Annotated in this window: 17 protein-coding genes, 2 tRNA genes and 2 rRNA genes; 3 read left to right on the top strand and 18 right to left on the bottom strand. The window is 32.5% G+C overall.

The annotated features are described in order from the left end of the window. Window positions 1-3 precede the first annotated feature (3 nt). The 7 genes from recN to CX675_RS09440 all read right to left on the bottom strand — a co-directional run bounded on the left by recN (window position 4) and on the right by CX675_RS09440 (window position 6411). Window positions 4-1656: a DNA repair protein RecN gene (gene recN, locus CX675_RS09470; protein WP_130734995.1), complete on the bottom strand. Its 1653-nt coding sequence runs from the start codon at window positions 1654-1656 to the stop codon at window positions 4-6. 27 nt (window positions 1657-1683) lie between these two features. Then, window positions 1684-2577, bottom strand: coding sequence for a DUF4835 family protein (locus CX675_RS09465; protein WP_130734994.1), 894 nt, complete (start codon window positions 2575-2577; stop codon window positions 1684-1686). After that, entirely contained in the window at window positions 2567-3778 is a 1212-nt protein-coding gene (gene coaBC / locus CX675_RS09460; RefSeq protein ID WP_130734993.1) for a bifunctional phosphopantothenoylcysteine decarboxylase/phosphopantothenate--cysteine ligase CoaBC, read from the bottom strand. Before coaBC ends, CX675_RS09465 begins: the two co-directional genes overlap by 11 nt. A gap of 9 nt (window positions 3779-3787) precedes the next feature. Beyond that, entirely contained in the window at window positions 3788-4102 is a 315-nt protein-coding gene (locus tag CX675_RS09455) for a DNA-directed RNA polymerase subunit omega (protein WP_130734992.1), read from the bottom strand. Window positions 4103-4109: 7 nt separating this feature from the next. Continuing rightward, window positions 4110-4916, bottom strand: coding sequence for an outer membrane protein assembly factor BamD (locus CX675_RS09450; protein ID WP_130734991.1), 807 nt, complete (start codon window positions 4914-4916; stop codon window positions 4110-4112). Between the two features lie 96 nt (window positions 4917-5012). After that, entirely contained in the window at window positions 5013-5891 is an 879-nt protein-coding gene (dapA, locus tag CX675_RS09445; RefSeq protein ID WP_130734990.1) for a 4-hydroxy-tetrahydrodipicolinate synthase, read from the bottom strand. Between the two features lies 1 nt (window position 5892). Next, window positions 5893-6411 (bottom strand): hypothetical protein, encoded by a 519-nt coding sequence (locus CX675_RS09440; protein WP_130734989.1) that lies wholly within the window; start codon window positions 6409-6411, stop codon window positions 5893-5895. Between the two features lie 49 nt (window positions 6412-6460). On the opposite strand from CX675_RS09440, the gene CX675_RS09435 reads away from it, so the two are divergent. Both CX675_RS09435 and CX675_RS09430 read left to right on the top strand, forming a co-directional pair. Next, window positions 6461-7243, top strand: a complete 783-nt coding sequence (locus tag CX675_RS09435; protein WP_130734988.1) for a 5'-nucleotidase C-terminal domain-containing protein — start codon at window positions 6461-6463, stop codon at window positions 7241-7243. 11 nt (window positions 7244-7254) lie between these two features. Further along, on the top strand, window positions 7255-8172 hold the full coding sequence (locus CX675_RS09430; protein WP_130734987.1) for a bifunctional UDP-sugar hydrolase/5'-nucleotidase: 918 nt from the start codon (window positions 7255-7257) through the stop codon (window positions 8170-8172). A 7-nt stretch (window positions 8173-8179) separates the two neighbouring features. Here CX675_RS09430 and CX675_RS09425 read toward each other — a convergent pair whose 3' ends face one another. The 6 genes from CX675_RS09425 to rpsF all read right to left on the bottom strand — a co-directional run bounded on the left by CX675_RS09425 (window position 8180) and on the right by rpsF (window position 12559). Next, window positions 8180-8875, bottom strand: coding sequence for a lysoplasmalogenase family protein (locus CX675_RS09425; RefSeq protein WP_130734986.1), 696 nt, complete (start codon window positions 8873-8875; stop codon window positions 8180-8182). Continuing rightward, complete coding sequence (gene ligA / locus CX675_RS09420) at window positions 8868-10871, bottom strand: NAD-dependent DNA ligase LigA (protein WP_130734985.1); 2004 nt, start codon at window positions 10869-10871, stop codon at window positions 8868-8870. Before ligA ends, CX675_RS09425 begins: the two co-directional genes overlap by 8 nt. 6 nt (window positions 10872-10877) lie before the next feature. After that, entirely contained in the window at window positions 10878-11351 is a 474-nt protein-coding gene (locus tag CX675_RS09415) for a DUF6495 family protein (RefSeq protein ID WP_130734984.1), read from the bottom strand. A 60-nt stretch (window positions 11352-11411) separates the two neighbouring features. Then, on the bottom strand, window positions 11412-11855 hold the full coding sequence (gene rplI, locus CX675_RS09410; protein ID WP_130734983.1) for a 50S ribosomal protein L9: 444 nt from the start codon (window positions 11853-11855) through the stop codon (window positions 11412-11414). Window positions 11856-11918: 63 nt separating this feature from the next. Further along, entirely contained in the window at window positions 11919-12215 is a 297-nt protein-coding gene (rpsR, locus tag CX675_RS09405; RefSeq protein WP_072785428.1) for a 30S ribosomal protein S18, read from the bottom strand. 2 nt (window positions 12216-12217) lie between these two features. Further along, window positions 12218-12559 (bottom strand): 30S ribosomal protein S6, encoded by a 342-nt coding sequence (gene rpsF / locus CX675_RS09400; protein WP_130734982.1) that lies wholly within the window; start codon window positions 12557-12559, stop codon window positions 12218-12220. A gap of 148 nt (window positions 12560-12707) precedes the next feature. Here rpsF and CX675_RS09395 point away from each other — a divergent pair, with 148 nt between their 5' ends. Next, window positions 12708-13403 carry a LytTR family DNA-binding domain-containing protein gene (locus tag CX675_RS09395; protein ID WP_130734981.1) on the top strand — a complete coding sequence of 232 codons (696 nt, stop codon included), beginning with the start codon at window positions 12708-12710 and terminating at the stop codon, window positions 13401-13403. Here CX675_RS09395 and priA read toward each other — a convergent pair. The 5 genes from priA to CX675_RS09370 all read right to left on the bottom strand — a co-directional run bounded on the left by priA (window position 13400) and on the right by CX675_RS09370 (window position 19442). After that, window positions 13400-15850, bottom strand: a complete 2451-nt coding sequence (gene priA / locus CX675_RS09390) for a primosomal protein N' (protein ID WP_130734980.1) — start codon at window positions 15848-15850, stop codon at window positions 13400-13402. The two genes, CX675_RS09395 and priA, sit on opposite strands and share 4 nt — an antisense overlap. 144 nt (window positions 15851-15994) lie before the next feature. After that, window positions 15995-16104, bottom strand: a 5S ribosomal RNA gene (rrf, locus tag CX675_RS09385). 124 nt (window positions 16105-16228) lie between these two features. Beyond that, a 23S ribosomal RNA gene (locus tag CX675_RS09380) occupies window positions 16229-19102 on the bottom strand. Window positions 19103-19217: 115 nt separating this feature from the next. Continuing rightward, window positions 19218-19291: transfer RNA gene (locus CX675_RS09375), tRNA-Ala, on the bottom strand. Between the two features lie 77 nt (window positions 19292-19368). Beyond that, window positions 19369-19442: transfer RNA gene (locus CX675_RS09370), tRNA-Ile, on the bottom strand. Window positions 19443-19458: the final 16 nt, after the last annotated feature.

The following is a 19458-nucleotide window of genomic DNA, read 5'->3' as shown; positions in this document are numbered from 1 at the left end:
TTTTTAATTTAATAATTCCTTTGCATGATTAATAGCTGAATCAGAAATGTTTTTACCAGATAACATTTCGGCAATTTCAACTATTCGCTCATCTTCGTTTAATAGTTTCAATTCGGAAAGCGTATCATCAGCCACATTATATTTAAAAACTTTATAATGCTGATTCCCTTTGGCTGCAATTTGTGGTAAATGAGTAATGGCAAAAACCTGCATATTTCTACTCATTTCTTTCATTATTTCTCCCATTTTTATAGCAATCTCTCCTGAAACACCTGTGTCTATTTCGTCAAAAATAATAGAAGGTAATTTAGAATAATTTGCTAAAACTGCTTTCACAGCTAGCATAATACGAGACATTTCACCACCAGAAGCCATTTTTTTGATGGGTCCAGTTTGCATTCCTTTATTTGCAGAAAAAAGCAAGTTAATAACATCTTTACCAAATTTTGTAAATGCATCGGTAGATTGAATATCAAACACAATTTTTGCATCAGACATACCTAGTTGTGATAAAATTGCTTCTATTTGTTTTGCCAAAAGAGGTGCTGTTTCTAATCTAGCATTTGAAATTAAAGTAGCTACTTGATTTACTTTTTCAATGATTTCATCTTGCTCTTTTTGTTTTTTACTTATGGCAGCGTCTAAATCGTCATATCGCAACAATTTACCATCTAAATCATTTTGAATTTGTAATAACTCTTCCACAGAAGCCACATTATGCTTCTTTTGCAAAGTATAAATGGTTTGCAACTTCGTATTTACAAATTCTAAACGCTCAGGATCATTAATTATTTTTTCGGCATTTGAAAAACAAGCATCAATAATATCTTGCAACTCTATCGACACACTCAGTATTCTTTCATGATAATCATGATAGTCTTTTGAAAAAGAAGTGATTTTTTGAAGCGCTTGCTTCATTTCGTTTATAGTTACCAAAGTACCTATTTGCTCTTCATTAGCTACACTTAAAACCTTGTCTAAGTTTTCCTTGATAAACTCTACATTACTTAACTGATCTAATTCAGTTTCTAACTCTACTTGCTCGCCTTCTTTTAATTTTGCAGCAAGTAACTCTTCTAAAAGAAAGTTGTTGTATTCTTGTTCCTTGGCTAAAGTTTCCTTTTCAGATAATAACTTAGCTAATTCTTTTCTGGAAGTATTTAAAATTTCTAATCCTTTTCTATAACTTTCAATACGTTTTGCATTTTTAGCAACCGCATCTATGATCTCAAACTGATAGGCTTCGTTTAATAATTCTCTCGTTTCATGTTGTGAATGAATATCGATAAGAAAAATGCCTAATTGTTGTAATTCGCTTAAATTAACTGGACTATCATTAATAAAAGCTCTCGATTTTCCTGATGGTAAAATTTCTCTACGAATGATTGTTTGCACTTCATAATCCAAATCATTCTCAGAAAAAAAAGATTCTAAATTATAATTGACTAAAGAAAAATGAGCTTCTATGATACATTTTTGATCTTTATCTTTTAATACTGCCAAATCGGCTCTGTTGCCTAAAACAAGTCCGAGAGCGCCTAACAAAATAGATTTACCAGCACCTGTTTCCCCAGTTATAATAGAAAACTGATTAGAGAATGTAATATCTAATGATTCTATTAATGCGTAATTTTTTATCGACAGAGATAAAAGCATAATGTAATACTGTAAAAGTTTAAGAAATTATCTTATTTTATTCCATTTCATAGAATTTAAAGGAGAAATTCTATTTAAATTTTCTAATAAGCTAGCGTTATTAGTTTGCGGACCACCAGTAAAAATTTGAACGATTTCATCTGTTTTAGCATCAAAAAATGTTCTAGTTAGTAAGGCATTAGGTCTTGATCTTTGAATTTGAGCTAAAATAGCGATAGACTCTGCAACTCCTTCTTTTCCTTTTTTGAGATCATCAGCCATTAAATCTAAACCTTGTAAATGATATTTATTAAGTGATTTTCGATAGGGTGCATAAGTATTAGACAACAAATCCGAAATTAAAAAATAACGATTGTTATTATTGCCTTCAGATTGAGACCAACCTTTGTAACCACTAGATTGTGAAAGACTCATAATGTTTGATGCAACTTCAAAATATTTTGTTCCTCCTAATTCAGAATAGGTGTCCATATCGGCACCAATGATAATATTAGCATAATAAGCCAATACAGCAATAAGGTTAGAATTAAACGAGTTTTGATCATAAACTAATTGTTCAAATTCAATGAATCGAAAACCAAAATCTTTATCGTTTAAGTTTAAGATAGGAGAACTATAGGTAGAATTGAATACTAATCTAGAGGACTGAATTTGTAAAGTAGCAACAATATTATTAGAATTGAACTCCGATACATTAATAAAGAAATTACAAGCAATTTTCTCATGTTGTTTATATTCTTTATTAGTCCACTTGGTATTGTTCAAAAATTCGGTTACTTGTTTTTCTAAATTCTTAAATATTTGTGGGTTAACATCGGTCATTCTATCAGCATTAACAGAAACAGTCGCATTTAATTCCTGCGCTTTTACCAACTGAAAAAAACTTATAAAAACAAATATAGTTAACCACTTACGCATCATAATGTTGAATAATTTTATTTATAATATCTTGAGCTACGGCTTCTTTACTTTTCAACTCCATAGGTTCAATTGCAAAATCTTTATTTATAAAAGTAACCTTGTTTGTAGCATGACCAAAACCAGCACCTTTATCATTTAACGAGTTTAAAACTATCAAATCTAAGTTTTTTTTCTGAATTTTCAATTTCGCATGTTCAATTTCATTTTCTGTCTCCAAAGCAAAACCTATTAAAAACTGATTTTTTTTATGCTGTCCTAGTGAAGCTAGAATATCTTTAGTCTTCTCTAACTCTATTACAAACGTTGAAGCAGCTTTCTTTATTTTCTGTTGTGCCACATTTTTTGGTTTATAATCTGCTACTGCCGCTGCAGCTACAGCTATATCAACTGTTTCAAAATGAGAAAAACAGGCTTTATACATGTCTTCCGCAGATTTTACTCGAATTAAAGAAATTAAGGGATGTTTTACATCGAGATGTGTTGGACCAGAAACTAAAATAACCTCCGCGCCATTATTTGCTGCAATCTTAGCTATATCAAAACCCATTTTCCCAGAAGAGTGGTTTCCAATAAATCGCACTGGATCTATTGCCTCATAAGTAGGTCCAGCAGTAATTAAAATCTTCTTTCCTACTAATGGTAATTTTGAAATAATATCATTTTCTAAAAAAGAAATAATATTTTCGGGTTCAGCCATTCTTCCTTCTCCTGAAAGTCCGCTAGCAAGTTCTCCACTTTCGGCAGGAATTATAGTATTGCCAAATTGTTTTAACTTATGAAAACTATCTAAAGTAGAAGGGTGTTTGTACATATCTAAATCCATTGCAGGAGCAAAATAAACAGGACATTTTGCAGACAAATAGGTTGCGATTAACAAATTGTCACAATTTCCATTTGCCATTTTAGATAAGGTATTTGCAGTGGCAGGAGCTATAATAAAATAATCTGCCCATAATGCCAATTCGACATGATTATTCCACACTCCGTTTTCTTGATCTTCATCAAAAAAAGAAGAATAAACCGGATTTTTGGAAAGAGTAGATAATGTTAAAGGAGTAACAAAATCTTTAGAAGCAGGTGTCATTACAACTTGTACTTGAGCACCTGCTTTAATAAAAAGTCTTACTAAATGAGCTGTTTTATAAGCGGCAATTCCACCAGAAACTCCTAGTAAGATTTTTTTACCACTTAATACAGACATAGTCATTTATTATTTTGCTTCTCTATGATAAATTTTATCTTCTAACCATTCTTGAACTGCTAATGCGTGTGGCTTAGGTAATTTTTCATAAAACTTTGAAACTTCAATTTGTTCTTTGTTTTCGAAAATCTCTTCTAAACTGTCATTATAAGTTGCAAATTCTTCTAATTTTTCAATTAATTCTTTTTTAATTTCAGAATTAATTTGACTAGCTCTTTTTGCCATTATAGTAATGGCCTCATATATATTCCCTGTTGGCTCTTCAATTACATTTTTATTGTATGTAATTGTATTCACTGGAGCAGTCGTCTTTTTTAAATCCATGATTTAATTATTTAGAAAATTGTTGTAATTCTTTATCTATTGTTGCTAACATTTGATCTGCTTTATCTTTAAACTGAGAATCAGATTTAAATTTCGTAAAACTATTATAAGCTGTTTTGGCTAAATTTAAGCGATCTTCCTTTTTACTTTGTATACTATTCATTGCCAGTTTGTATGCAGTACTAAACTTTAAAAACAAAGCTTCTTCTTTAAAAGGAGTACCTGGATAATCGGCAATAAAATTATCTAAAGCGGTCATCGCTGCATTATATTCTAATCGGTAATCAGAAATGGTATAATATTGCTTCGCAATTTCAAATGCTTTCTTTTCTAATTTTTCTCTTAATTCTTTTACATACTCATTTGCTTTTGGCATGTATTCTGAATTTGGATACTTATCTATAAAACTTTGCAACTTAGTTAATGCCTTATCTGTATCTCCTTGATCTAAACTATATCTCGGTGATAATCTGTAAAAACATTCAGCGGATAAAAAGGCAGCCTCTTCAGTTTTTTCACTTCTTGGATAATTAGATGCAAAACTCTCAAATTGATACCCTGCTAAATAATATTGTTTTGTATTATAATATGATTTTGAAAACATATAGAATAGACGCTCTGCATTTGGTTTTCCTCTATAGGCAGGAACAATTTGCTCGTAAATTCGTAATGCTTTGGAATATTTTCCTTTATCATACATCGCATTAGCAACTTTGTTTTTAAATCCTAAGTCTTCACTTTTCAATGCTTTTTGATATTCACTACATGATGAAAGTGATATTATAATAAGGAGTAAACTAATTATCTTGTTCATTGTTTTATATTTATACTTTCTTAAATTCTAAAAAATTGGCATCTAAAAAAGCAACTGCAAATTTAGATATTATTTAAATACTACAAAAATCTTTTTTTAGCTATTTTTAATTGTAAATTGATGCAGTTTTTCTGCCAGCGTAGTATCTACATTTACCAATGGCAATCGCACCTTATTTTCTGTTAAATTTTTACCTTTTAATATCTCTTTTATACCAGCAGGGTTACCTTGCTCAAAAATCATATCAATCGAATCGGCTAATTGATAATGCAATTTATATGCCTCACTTACTTGTTCTTGCAATCCTAAGCGTACCATTTCCGAAAATTCTTTTGGAAACCCTTGACCAATAACAGAAATTACTCCAGAACCGCCTGCTAAAACCATTGGTAACGTAATCATATCATCTCCAGAAATTACTAAAAAGTCTTTCGGTTTATCTTGAATTAAACGCATAGCTTGAACTATATCTCCTGCTGCTTCTTTTATAGCTATAATATTTTCAAACTCATTTGCCAATTGCAGTACCGTTTTTGGCAACACATTACTTGCTGTTCGCCCTGGAACATTATATAAAATTACAGGTATTGGAGATGATTCTGCAATGGCTTTAAAATGTTGATAAATACCTTCTTGTGTTGGTTTATTATAATAAGGAGAAACAGAAAGTATCGCATCAAAATGAGAAAAATCTCTCGTTTTCAACTCGTCTACTACGCTCTTAGTATTATTCCCACCAACACCTAAAACCAATGGCAATCTTCCTGCATTTACTTCAATAATTGTTTGTATGACTAATTCTTTTTCCTCTTGAGTTAAAGTAGCTGTTTCTGCGGTAGTTCCTAAAACAACTAAATACTCTACTCCTCCATCAATGACATAATCTACCACTTTTTTTAAACCGTCTACATCTACAGATAAGTCGCTTTTAAAAGGAGTAACTAGTGCAACACCAGTACCAACAAATTTTTTCATTCTATATTTTATTAAGTATTTTTAAATATTTAAATAATTCAGAAATAAATTCAGGATATTTTTTAACATCCGATTTAATTAACAAATGATTGTCATTTAAAGGGTTTCCATCCGTAAAACCTACTTTAAATTTAGCTTTGGAAAACAAAGACACATATTGTAACGGAAACTGATCTTCATCATAGAAGTTGATTAATAAATCAAACGGAAACAACATAAAATCCTTAACTTCAATTACTTTTATTTCGCCAAACAAACTAATGTCTTTATAAGAAAAACTCAATTGTGACAAACTGTTCTTGTTTCCAATTTTATCATTATAAGACAATACTTTAATTTCTTTAAAATCATTCTTCCAAGATTTTATTTCGGCTAATAGTTTCTCAGTATCAAAGAAATAAGTTGAATTAACTAATATTCCAATTGTATTTATTTTTTCATTCGATGCTTCTGTTATTTTTGTTAACCTTTTATTAATATTTTTTTTTAGGAAAAAGTCCTTTATAATTCTAGAAAACATAGTAATTTTACGTGTTTGACAAAAATAAATATTTAAACCTATTTAAAGGATGGTAAATGTAAAAAAGAAAAGAGTAAATACTAGTTATTTTGTTATATTATTAACATTAGCAACTCTAATTTCATGTAAAACAAATCAAAAAAATGTTTATGAAATAGAAGGAAAAAGAATAAACATAAATGAACAATACCCAACAGATGTAGCTATTGAAAATTTCATTGCACCATACAGAAAACACATCAATAATGATTTAGATAGCATTTTAGCATTTAATCCTGTCACACAAGAAAAAAGCACAGGAAAATGGCAAACTAATATTGGTAACTTGTTTGCTGAAACTACATTAGAATTGAGCAACCCTATCTTTAACAAAAGAGAACACAAAAACATTGATTTTTGTCTTCTAAATCATGGTGGCATTCGATCTATTATTCCGCAAGGTAATGTAACTACAAGAACTGCCTTTGAAATTATGCCTTTTGAAAATAGTGTTATTGTTGTGGGACTTTCTGGGAAAGAGGTAAAAACATTAGCAGCTTATTTTTTGAAAGAAAAAAAACCGCACCCTTTGGCAGGATTAACTATTTTTACAGATAAAGAGGAAAGCCAAATAATTGATTTATCTGTTAATGGTAAACCAATAGACGAGACTAAAACATACTACATAGCAACTTCTGATTATTTAGCAAATGGAGGTGACAACATGAATTTCTTTAGAGACAGCTCTATTAAATATGACCTAGATTACAAATTGAGAAATTTATTTATTGATTATTTTAAAAAAACAGATACCATCCCTAATATAACTACCGAAAGAGTTATTATTAAATAAAGTTAGAAATTATGGAAAGAAGAGATTTTTTACAAAAAACAGTAGCGAGTTCTGCTTTATTATCGTTAGGAGGACTTTCGCTAAGTAGTTTTACTACTCTGGAAACAAAAAAAATTACCATTTTACACACGAATGATGTTCATAGTCACATTGACCCTTTTCCTGCAGATCATCCAAGAAACCCAAATATGGGCGGTGCAGCAAGAAGAGCTTCTGTTATCGAACAAATTAGAAAAGAAGAAAAAAATGTAATCTTATTAGATGCGGGAGATATTTTTCAAGGAACTCCTTATTTTAATTATTATGGAGGTGAACTAGAATTTAAACTGATGAGCATGATGCAATATGATTTAGCCACCATGGGAAATCATGACTTCGATAACGGAATAGATGGTTTTTATTCTCAACTAGGGCACGCCAATTTTGATTTTGTATCTGCCAATTATGATTTTAAAAACACGGTCTTAGATGGTATAGTTAAGCCTTATAAAATTATTACTAAAGATGGTATTAAAATAGGCATTTTTGGTCTAGGTGTTGAATTAGAAGGTTTAGTCGACAAAAAACTATACAAAGAAACGGTTTATCACAACCCGATTGAAGTAGCTCAAAGTATAACCAAAACTTTAAAAGAAGAAAAAAAATGTGATTTGGTAATTTGTTTATCTCACATTGGTTTTAAATACAGAAACGAACCGGAAAGAGTTTGTGATATTAGTTTAGCCCAACAAACTAAAGACATAGATTTAATTATTGGAGGACACACACATACTTTTTTAGACAAACCAGTTTTAGAAAAAAATGCAGCTGGAAAAGATGTTTTAGTAAACCAAGTAGGCTGTTATGGTATTAATTTAGGACGTATTGATTTTTATCTATCTGACGATACAAAATATGATTCCACTACTAAGAATATTATTTTAAGTTAATTCGATTTTATTTAAGATAACGTCTTCTGAGAGACGCTCTTTCTAAAAAATACATAACATAAAAATAATACGAAAGTGTTTGCGCTAATGTATTAACTAACTTAAAAACAAGTATATTAAATTGCTTATCTAGCATAAAAAAAACGTCGGATAAAATAAATGATACGACTGTAAAAGCTAGATAAGCATTTTTTCTATAAGTTGAATAAAGGAAAACCAATGCGGTTAATAAAGTCATAAAAAACAACTCTAACCCAAAGAGCAATACATAAACAAACTCTTTTTTAGAATCAAATTCAATTAAAGTTAATAAACTATAAATTAAATAAAGAATTGTTAGCATCACTATAACAAGTGAAACATCTACTTTTTTAATTTCTCTTACTTGCAATAAAAGCCTAAAATCTTTATAAATAAAAAAAAGAACGATTAAATAAGGGATAAGAAATAAAAAAAGACCAAAATAATAATAATCTTCTATATTAATTAAATACAAAATATCACCAATAAAAAAGAGTATCAAAGAAAGTACAAATAAATCATCGCTTTTCCTTCTTATCTGAGTAAAATAATAAAACACAATTGATGGAATAATAATGGGTTTACTAAGTAATATTAGCAGTTCATCATCGAGACAAGAAGCAACAACATAGAAAATTCCTGCTATAGTGAATAATAGTAAAGACGCATTAAATTTAGGCATCAATAATCATTTCATTAAATTCATACTCGTTTAAAATAGGAATATTCAATTGATTTGCTTTTTCTAATTTTGATGGTCCCATATTGGCTCCAGCAATCACATAATTTGTTTTTGATGAAATAGAACTACCTACTTTACCTCCATTATCTTCAATAGCCTTCTTCAAATCATCTCTGGAATAGGTTTCAAAAACACCTGAAACTACAAAAATTTTATCTTTTAATTTATCTGAAACCAAAGTATTATTTGTCTCATCAATCTCAAGTTGTATACCATAACGTTTCAGTCTTTCAACGATTTCAATATTTTCAACATTTTCAAAAAATTGTACCACACTTTGCGCTATTTTCTCTCCAATTTCATCAACTAAAACTAAATCTAATAGTGTTGCCTTTGCTAAATTATCTATCGATTTATAATGCTTAGCTAATTTCTTCGCAACAGTTTCGCCCACATATCTAATACCTAAAGCATAAAGTACACTTTCAAAAGGAATTATTTTAGAATTTTCTATTCCTTTAATTAAATTTTCAGCCGATTTTTCCGCCATACGCTCTAAAGGAATTACTTGTTCTTTGGTTAATTCGTATAAATCTGCATAATTATAAATTAAGCCAGCATTATAAAGCAAAGCAACTGTTTCTCCTCCTAAGCCATCAATATCCATGGCTTTTCTAGAAATATAATGCTGAATTCTCCCTATAATTTGAGGGGGACAACCATAATAATTAGGACAATAATGATTGGCTTCTCCATCTATTCTTACCAAAGCCGTATTACATTCTGGACAATGTGATATATATTCTGTCGGCAGACTTTCTAGATGTCTTTGTTCTAAATTAACACCAATAATTTTAGGAATAATCTCTCCTCCTTTTTCAACAAAAACAGTATCTCCAATTCTAATGTCTAATTTTTGAATTTGATCAGCATTATGTAACGAAGCGCGCTTTACAATAGTTCCTGCCAATTGCACCGGTTCTAAATTAGCCACAGGAGTAATAGCTCCAGTTCTTCCTACCTGATATGAAATAGAATTTAAAACAGTAGTGACTTGTTCGGCTTTAAACTTATAAGCCATAGCCCATCTTGGTGATTTTGAAGTATATCCTAATTCTTCTTGATATTGTATTTGGTTCACTTTTACCACAACACCATCAGTTTCATAAGGCAAATTATGTCTATGAACATCCCAATAATTTATAAACTCAAAAACTTCATCTATGTTATTTACTAACTTTGACTCAACAGGTACTTTAAATCCCCAGTTTCTGGCTTTCTGCAAACTTTCAAACTGACTTGAGACTGGTAAATTTGGCCCTACCAAAGTATACAACAAGCAATCTAATGGTCGTTTAGCTACTTCGGCACTATCTTGTAATTTCAAGCTACCTGAAGCTGTATTTCTAGGATTAGAATAAGGTGTCTCTCCAATTTCAATTAATTCTTGATTCATTTTTTCAAATCCAGCAAATGGCAAAATAATTTCACCTCGAATTTCAAATTTAGCTGGATAATCTCCTTTTAAATGTATCGGTACCGATTTAATTGTTTTAATGTTATTAGTCACATCATCACCTTGAAAGCCGTCTCCTCTGGTAACAGCTCTTTTTATTTTACCTTCTTCATATAAAATACTAATTGATGCACCATCATATTTAAGTTCACAAGTAAATTCTAATTGTACATCACCAAGTATTTTTTGACATCTTTTTTCCCAATCTAATAAATCATCTTTGGAATACGAATTATCCAAAGAATACATTCTATATTCATGTTGAATAGTTTCGAAATTTTTTGTAATAGCACCCCCAACTCTTACTGTCGGAGAATTTTCATCATAAAATTCAGGATGTTGTGTTTCTAAATCTTGCAATTGCTTCAATTTAGCATCAAATTCATAATCAGAAATTGTGGGATTATCTAACACATAATAATTATAATTATGCTGATTCAACTCTTTTCTTAGAGCTTGCAACGTTTCTAAAACATTCATAAAAAACTATTGATTTAAAAGATGATCTAATTTTATAAATAAATCTCCTTTACTAATGATTCCTCCTTGTTTAATAATGGTAAATAAAGCGCCATTTCTATCATCAGAAATATCCTTTTTTCCTCTCTTTATTTCAATATCATCGGAAAATATATTATCACTTAGCCAATGAATTCCTTCAGAAGTTAAAAAATCGACATTTTCCACATTACTATTAATTACGTAAGAGTACACTATATTTTCCACACATTTGAATAAGAAAATATAATTTTTAGAAAAATGATCTATATAATTTATATTTGAAATGGCTTTATCCCAAATCATATCTGAAAAGACATCAATCTCTTGTTCAGCAATTTCAGGTTTATTTTTTTTTAATTCATCCCATTCTTTTTTATCAATAGACTGTGTTGCTAAAAAAGTAATAAATTCAGGATGAAGCTCTTCTAATTGCTCCTTGGTAAGTCTAATATACTTCATGATGTAAATATAAAAAAAAAGCCCTCCAAATTTGAAGGGCTTTATAATATTTAAAAAAAATTAAGCTTTCTCAGCAATAATTTCGTAAGGCAATTCAACAATTACATTTCTGTGAAGTCTTACGTTTGCAGTATATTTACCTACACGTTTAACAATTCCACTTGTAATGAATTTTTTATCAATTGAATGACCATTAGCTTCTAAAGCTTCAGCGATATTTGTATTCGTTACAGAACCAAATAATTTATCACCACCAGCTTTTGCACTAATTTTGATTTCAAGAGCTCTTAATGCTTCAGCAATTTTATTTGCATCATCAACTAATTTTTGCTCTTTGTGTGCTTTTTGCTTTAAATTTTCTGCTAACACTTTTTTAGCTGAAGGAGTTGCTAAAATTGCAAATCCTTGAGGAATAAGATAATTACGACCGTAACCATTTTTTACAGTAACCACATCATCTTTAAATCCTAAATTTTGAACGTCTTGTTTTAAAATAAGTTCCATGTTGTTGTCCTTTTTTTTAGAAGTTAGCTTCAATTTCTTGAAGCAACAACTATCTGTTAATTATTATTTTAATAAATCAGCCACGTAAGGCATTAAAGCTAAGTGACGTGCTCTTTTAACAGCAACAGACACTTTTCTTTGGTACTTTAAAGAAGTACCTGTTAAACGTCTTGGTAAAATTTTACCTTGCTCATTAACAAATTTCAATAAGAAATCTGGGTCTTTATAATCAACATATTTAATACCTGATTTTTTAAAACGACAGTATTTCTTTTGTTTATTTGTTTCTATGTTTAAAGGAGTAAGATATCTGATATCTCCTTCTTTTTTCCCTTTTGCAGATTGTTCTAAAGTTGACATAATTAGTTAGATTTAGATTTTAATTTAACTCTTCTTCTTTCTGCCCAAGATATTGCATGCTTGTCTAAAGTAACTGTTAAAAAACGCATTACTCTTTCATCACGACGGAATTCAGTTTCAAAACTTGCAATAATTTCTCCTGGCGCTTTAAATTCAAATAAATGATAAAATCCACTTTTTTTGTGTTGGATTTCATAAGCTAATTTTTTTAAGCCCCAATCTTCTTTTGATACCATCTCAGCCCCTTTAGAAGTAAGAAAATCTTCAAATTTACTTACTGTTTCCTTTATCTGTTGTTCAGATAAAACGGGATTCAAGATGAAAACAGCTTCATAATGATTCATAATAATTATATTAAATTTGTTTAAATTGGGTGCAAAAATATAAAATTTATTTTAAATAACAACATATATGCGATTAATTGCATTTTATTTACGTTTTTATTTGTTCTATTAATTTTTTTAGCATACTTTTAACTTTAAATTTAGATATATGAAGTTGAATTGTATAGTCGTTGATGATAGTGCGATACAAAGAATGACAATAACCAAACTAGTTAATGAATCAACTAATTTACATTTAGTTGGGGATTTTGCTAATGCTTTAGAAACAAAAAACTCCCTCAATAATAATAATGTTGATTTAATTTTTCTTGATATTGAAATGCCTTTAATTAGTGGTTTTGATTTATTAGATGGTTTAAAAGTTAAGCCTCAAATCATATTCATTACCTCAAAAGCTGATTACGCTGTTAAAGCATTTGATTATGAAGCAACTGATTTTTTGCAAAAACCGATATCAAAAGATCGCTTCTTAAAAGCTGTAAAAAAAGCATTAGAGTTACATCAATTAAGAAATGAATCACACGAAGAGTTAGGTGAAGCTATTATTATTAAAAGTAATTTAAAAAAATTAAAGGTTTTTACACATAAAATAAAATGGATTGAAGCATACGGTGACTACATTAAAGTAGTTACTGATGATGAAAGTCATCTTGTTTTATCTACTATGAAATCTTTTGAAAACGAACTCCCTCAAGGAAAATTCATTAGAGTACACAAATCGTATATTGTAAACTTAGATAGAGTAGAAAAATTTAACAGCAAGTTTGCAGAAATTGATGGTCAAAAAATTCCTATTAGCAGAAATAAAAAAGATGTCATTAGTAAAGCCATCGAAGCTATCTAATAATTATCAACGTTAATTGTTATTTTTACGGCACGATATTGCGAAATCGCATCGAAACTTTGCGTTATTTTTTCAATAGTTCTTTTGGTTTTTCCTAAATGAATATTAGTTGGGATTTTAATAATTATAGTACGAATGTATTCATTTCTTATTTTACTTACAACAGGTTCTTCAGGTCCAAGTACGGGAATTTGTAATTGTTGAACAAGAACATTATACAACCACAAAGAAGCTTCTTTTAGTTTTTCATAGTCTCTATGTTTTAGTGTAAGTTTTATTAATCTATAAAATGGTGGGTATTTAAAATTTTGTCTTTCATATATTTGCTCCTTATACATTGCATTATAATCATTGGTTACCACTTGCTGAATTGTATTATGATAAGGATTATAAGTTTGGATCAGAACTATTCCTTTTTTCTCTTTTCTACCAGCTCTTCCAGCCACTTGAGTCATCATTTGATAAGCTCTTTCATAGGCTCTAAAATTTGGTTGATTCAACATATTATCAGCATTCATTATGCCTACTAATGTTACATTATCAAAATGCAATCCCTTAGCCAACATTTGTGTACCAATTAAAATATCATATTCTTTATTTTTGAAAGCATCGATAATTCTTTCATAACCATATTTTCCTCGTGTTGTATCCTGATCCATACGACCAATAGTTTTATCAGGATAAAATGCCTTTAACTCAAGTTCAATTTGTTCTGTTCCAAACCCTTTTGTTGTTAATTCCGGAGATTGACAATGATGGCAATGTGTTGGATTGGCAATAGCATAACTACAATAATGACAACGCAATTGATTTTTAAATTTATAATACGTCAAACTTACATCGCAATTAGGACAATGTGGCACATGACCACAAGTAAGACATTCCACAAAAGGAGAATAACCCCTTCTATTTTGAAACAGAATAACTTGTTCTCCTAAAGATAACTTTTCAGAAATGAGTTCTAATAATTCATCTGAAAAATGCCCCTGCATTCGTTTTCTAAAATACTTATCTTTTAAATCAATCAGTTTAATCTCTGGAAGTGACACATTACCATATCTCTCCGATAATTCAACCAATCCATATTTTTTAATTACTACATTATAATACGATTCTAAACTTGGTGTAGCACTACCCAAAAGTACTTTTGCTTGATGTAATTTTGCCAAGACAATTGCTGCATCCCTGGCATGATATCTAGGAGAAGGCTCTTGTTGTTTAAAGGTTTGTTCATGTTCTTCATCTATAATTAATAAACCTAAATTTGAAAATGGCAAAAACAAAGCACTTCTAACCCCAATTACAATTTTAGATTTTTCAGAATTATGCAAAACATTATTCCACACTTCTATTCTTTCATTAGCATTATATTTAGAATGAAAAACTGCAATTTGATTACCAAAATAAGCTGTTAATCTTTGCACTAACTGAGTGGTCAAAGCAATTTCTGGCAACAAAAACAAAATCTGTTTATCAGACAAAAGATACTCTTCTATTAATTTTATATATATCTCTGTTTTTCCTGATGATGTTACTCCATGAAGTAAACAAATATCAAATTTTTCATTACTTTTTTTAATTTCGACCAATGTTTTGTTTTGTGCTTCACTCAACTCAAATTCTGAATCTGAATCTTTTTCAAAAATCACTCTATCTTGATTCAAATAATATTCTTCAAAAACACCTTTATCAATTAACGATTTCAAAACAGCAGTAGAAGAATTTGAAAATTCCAATAAATGCTTTACCGAAATATCCTTTTTTTCAACACTCCGCAATTGAAAGTAATGCAACACTAATTCATGTTGTTTTTTTGCCCTGCTAATAGCAGTTAGCAACTCTTGCAATCTTTCTTCTTGTAAGAACTCATTGAAAATTTTTACAAATTTAATTAACTTAGGCTTATAACTTTCTTTTAATTCTTCCTGAACGACTAAAGCTTCTTTAGATAACATTTTATTAATAACAGGAAAAACATTTTTTTTCCCTAATAACTTTATAATCTCATCTACCGTTATTGATGATTGCAACTGCAAGGCCTCATAAATTAGAAATTCATCATCTTTAAGATCAAGAACATTAATTTTTGAATCTTTTTTTACTGATATTATAGTCTCCCTTTCCAATATAAAACCAGATGGCAAGGCACTTTTAAATACTTCTCCAAATGAGCACATATAATAATCTGCTATCCATTGCCAATGATTTATTTGAAAATGATTTACTATTGGCTTCTCATCTAAAATAGATTCTATTTCTTTAGCTGTATATAATGAAGGTTGTTTATTATTTTTACTTACAACAAGAGAAGTATAAATTTTATTCTTTCCAAAAGGAACTGCAATTCGCATTCCAATTTCAATATAATTAAATTCTGTTTCAGAAACTTCATAAGTAAAAGTCTTTTTAACAGCTATTGGTAAAATAACATCTATAAAATATCGCATGAACAAATATAATTTAAAAATAGAATAGAAAAAAGTAAAAATTTATGATCTAATTCTACCTTGTATTAATGACTCTATAATAATTATATTTCAGTTATTTTTAAAACAAAAAACCCTTATCAAAATAGATAAGGGTTTTCAAAAGAAAGGCGACGACATACTCTCCCACAAGGTTGCAGTACCATCTGCGCAGTCGGGCTTAACTTCTCTGTTCGGAATGGGAAGAGGTGAGCCCCGACGCAATAATCACCTTAAGTTTTTAGTTTTTTAAGTAGTATACCAAAAAACTGCAACTAGGTTGCTAATATTTTAACATATTGAGACAAGATAATAAAGTTAGAAATTCACTCCCGATAGTCCGAAAACTATCGGGATAACGTACATAAGCTTACGGGTTATTAGTACTACTCGACTATGACATTACTGCCTTTACATCTATAGCCTATCAACGTGGTCATCTTCCACGACCCTTAAAAGAAATCTCATCTTGTGGTGGGTTTCGCGCTTATATGCTTTCAGCGCTTATCCCTTCCAAACGTAGCTACTCTGCAGTGCTCCTGGCGGAACAACAGATACACCAGAGGTTTGTCCAATTCGGTCCTCTCGTACTAGAATCAGATCCACTCAAATTTCTAACGCCCACAGTAGATAGAGACCGAACTGTCTCACGACGTTCTGAACCCAGCTCGCGTGCCACTTTAATGGGCGAACAGCCCAACCCTTGGGACCTTCTCCAGCCCCAGGATGTGACGAGCCGACATCGAGGTGCCAAACCCCCCCGTCGATATGAGCTCTTGGGGGAGATCAGCCTGTTATCCCCGGCGTACCTTTTATCCTTTGAGCGATGGCCCTTCCATACGGAACCACCGGATCACTATGCTCTACTTTCGTACCTGATCGACCTGTATGTCTCTCAGTCAAGCTCCCTTATACCATTGCACTCTACGCACGGTTACCAAGCGTGCTGAGGGAACCTTTAGAAGCCTCCGTTACTCTTTTGGAGGCGACCACCCCAGTCAAACTACCCACCAAACAATGTCCCCCACTTTGTGGGGTTAGGCCTCAGACAAGCAAAGGGTGGTATTTCAACAATGACTCCCCGAATCCTAGCGAACCCGGTTCAAAGTCTCCCACCTATCCTACACATCACGTGTCCAAGGTCAATATTAAGCTATAGTAAAGGTGCACAGGGTCTTTTCGTCCCACTGCGGGTAATCGGCATCTTCACCGATACTACAATTTCACCGAGCTCATGGCTGAGACAGTGTCCAGATCGTTACACCATTCGTGCAGGTCGGAACTTACCCGACAAGGAATTTCGCTACCTTAGGACCGTTATAGTTACGGCCGCCGTTTACTGGGGCTTCAATTCAATGCTTCTCCGAAGATAACATCTCCTCTTAACCTTCCAGCACCGGGCAGGTGTCAGGCCCTATACATCATCTTACGATTTTGCAGAGCCCTGTGTTTTTGATAAACAGTCGCCTGGACCTTTTCACTGCGGCCAGCATTGCTGCTGGCGACCTTTCTCCCGAAGTTACAGGTCTATTTTGCCTAATTCCTTAGCCATGAATCTCTCGAGCACCTTAGGATTCTCTCCTCAACTACCTGTGTCGGTTTACGGTACGGGTACTTATAATCTAAGTTTAGAAACTTTTCTTGGAAGCCCTTAGGCACACTATCCCTTTGTCCGAAGACTCCGAGTACTATCGTATTTCACCATTCTCTACGGATTTGCCTATAGAGAATATAGCTAGGTACTTTAACGAACTATTCCGTCAGTTCGCGGTGCTTTCATCACTCCGTCATTCCATCACAATTATAAGTAGTACGGGAATATTAACCCGTTGGCCATCGACTGTTCCTTTCGGATTCGCCTTAGGACCCGACTAACCCTCAGCTGATTAGCATAGCTGAGGAAACCTTAGTTTTTCGGTGTGCGGGTTTCTCGCCCGCATTATCGTTACTTATGCCTACATTTTCTTTTCTAAACAGTCCAGCAATACTCACATATCACCTTCAACCCAGTTTAGAATGCTCCCCTACCACAGTTATACTGTCCATAGCTTCGGTAGTATGCTTATGCCCGATTATTATCCATGCTCGTCCGCTCGACTAGTGAGCTGTTACGCACTCTTTAAATGAATGGCTGCTTCCAAGCCAACATCCTAGCTGTCTATGCAGACAAACCGCGTTTTTTCAACTTAGCATACATTTGGGGACCTTAGCTGATGGTCTGGGTTCTTTCCCTCTCGGACATGGACCTTAGCACCCATGCCCTCACTGCTGAAAATCATTATATAGCATTCGGAGTTTGTCAGGAATTGGTAGGTGGTGAAACCCCCGCATCCAATCAGTAGCTCTACCTCTATATAACTAAATCAGCGCTGCACCTAAATGCATTTCGGGGAGTACGAGCTATTTCCGAGTTTGATTGGCCTTTCACCCCTACCCACAGGTCATCCGAAGACTTTTCAACGTCAACCGGTTCGGACCTCCACTATGTGTTACCACAGCTTCATCCTGCCCATGGGTAGATCACACGGTTTCGCGTCTACCATTACTGACTATAGCGCCCTATTCAGACTCGCTTTCGCTACGGATCCATACCTGAAGTACTTATCCTTGCCAGCAACGGTAACTCGTAGGCTCATTATGCAAAAGGCACGCCGTCACCCCACGAAAGGGCTCCGACCGCTTGTAAGCGTATGGTTTCAGGATCTATTTCACTCCGTTATTCACGGTTCTTTTCACCTTTCCCTCACGGTACTGGTTCACTATCGGTCTCTCAGGAGTATTTAGCCTTAGCGGATGGTCCCGCCAGATTCACACAGGGTTCCACGTGCCCCGCGCTACTCAGGATACTGCTATCTATATCTTCTCTTACTTATACGGGACTATCACCCTCTGTGGTTAACCTTTCCAGGTTATTCTAATTCAATCCGCATAGAATATCGCAGTCCTACAACCCCAAAATTGCCGTAACAACTCTGGTTTGGGCTAATCCGCGTTCGCTCGCCACTACTTACGGAATCACTTTTGTTTTCTTCTCCTCCGCCTACTTAGATGTTTCAGTTCAGCGGGTTCGCCCTCCTATCGGAGTAATACATCTTCAATGTATTGGGTTGCCCCATTCGGATATCTACGGATCAATTCGTATGTGCCAATCCCCGTAGCTTTTCGCAGCTTATCACGTCCTTCTTCGCCTCTGAGAGCCTAGGCATTCCCCATACGCCCTTATTTTGCTTATTGTACTTACGTTTTAAAGTATTACTTACGTAACACCCAAAAAATTTGTGCTTTCTATTATATTTTTATATATCTTTTCTCAATATGTCAATGAACTTCTTTCGTATAAAACGAATCGTGGAGAATATCGGAGTCGAACCGATGACCTCCTGCGTGCAAGGCAGGCGCTCTAGCCAGCTGAGCTAATCCCCCAATTTAAATTCAGAACTATGAATTCAGAATTATGAATTGTGAATCCCAACCTCTAGAATTTCCTAATCTTAAAATAGTAGTCCCGGGCAGACTCGAACTGCCGACCCCTACATTATCAGTGTAGTACTCTAACCAGCTGAGCTACGAGACTCTGTATTTTAGATTCT

Source organism: Flavobacterium sp. J27, from assembly GCF_004303025.1.
GTDB lineage: Bacteria > Bacteroidota > Bacteroidia > Flavobacteriales > Flavobacteriaceae > Flavobacterium.
The sequence above is the reverse complement of the archived record's forward strand: the minus strand, read 5'-3'. Positions and strand labels throughout refer to the sequence as shown.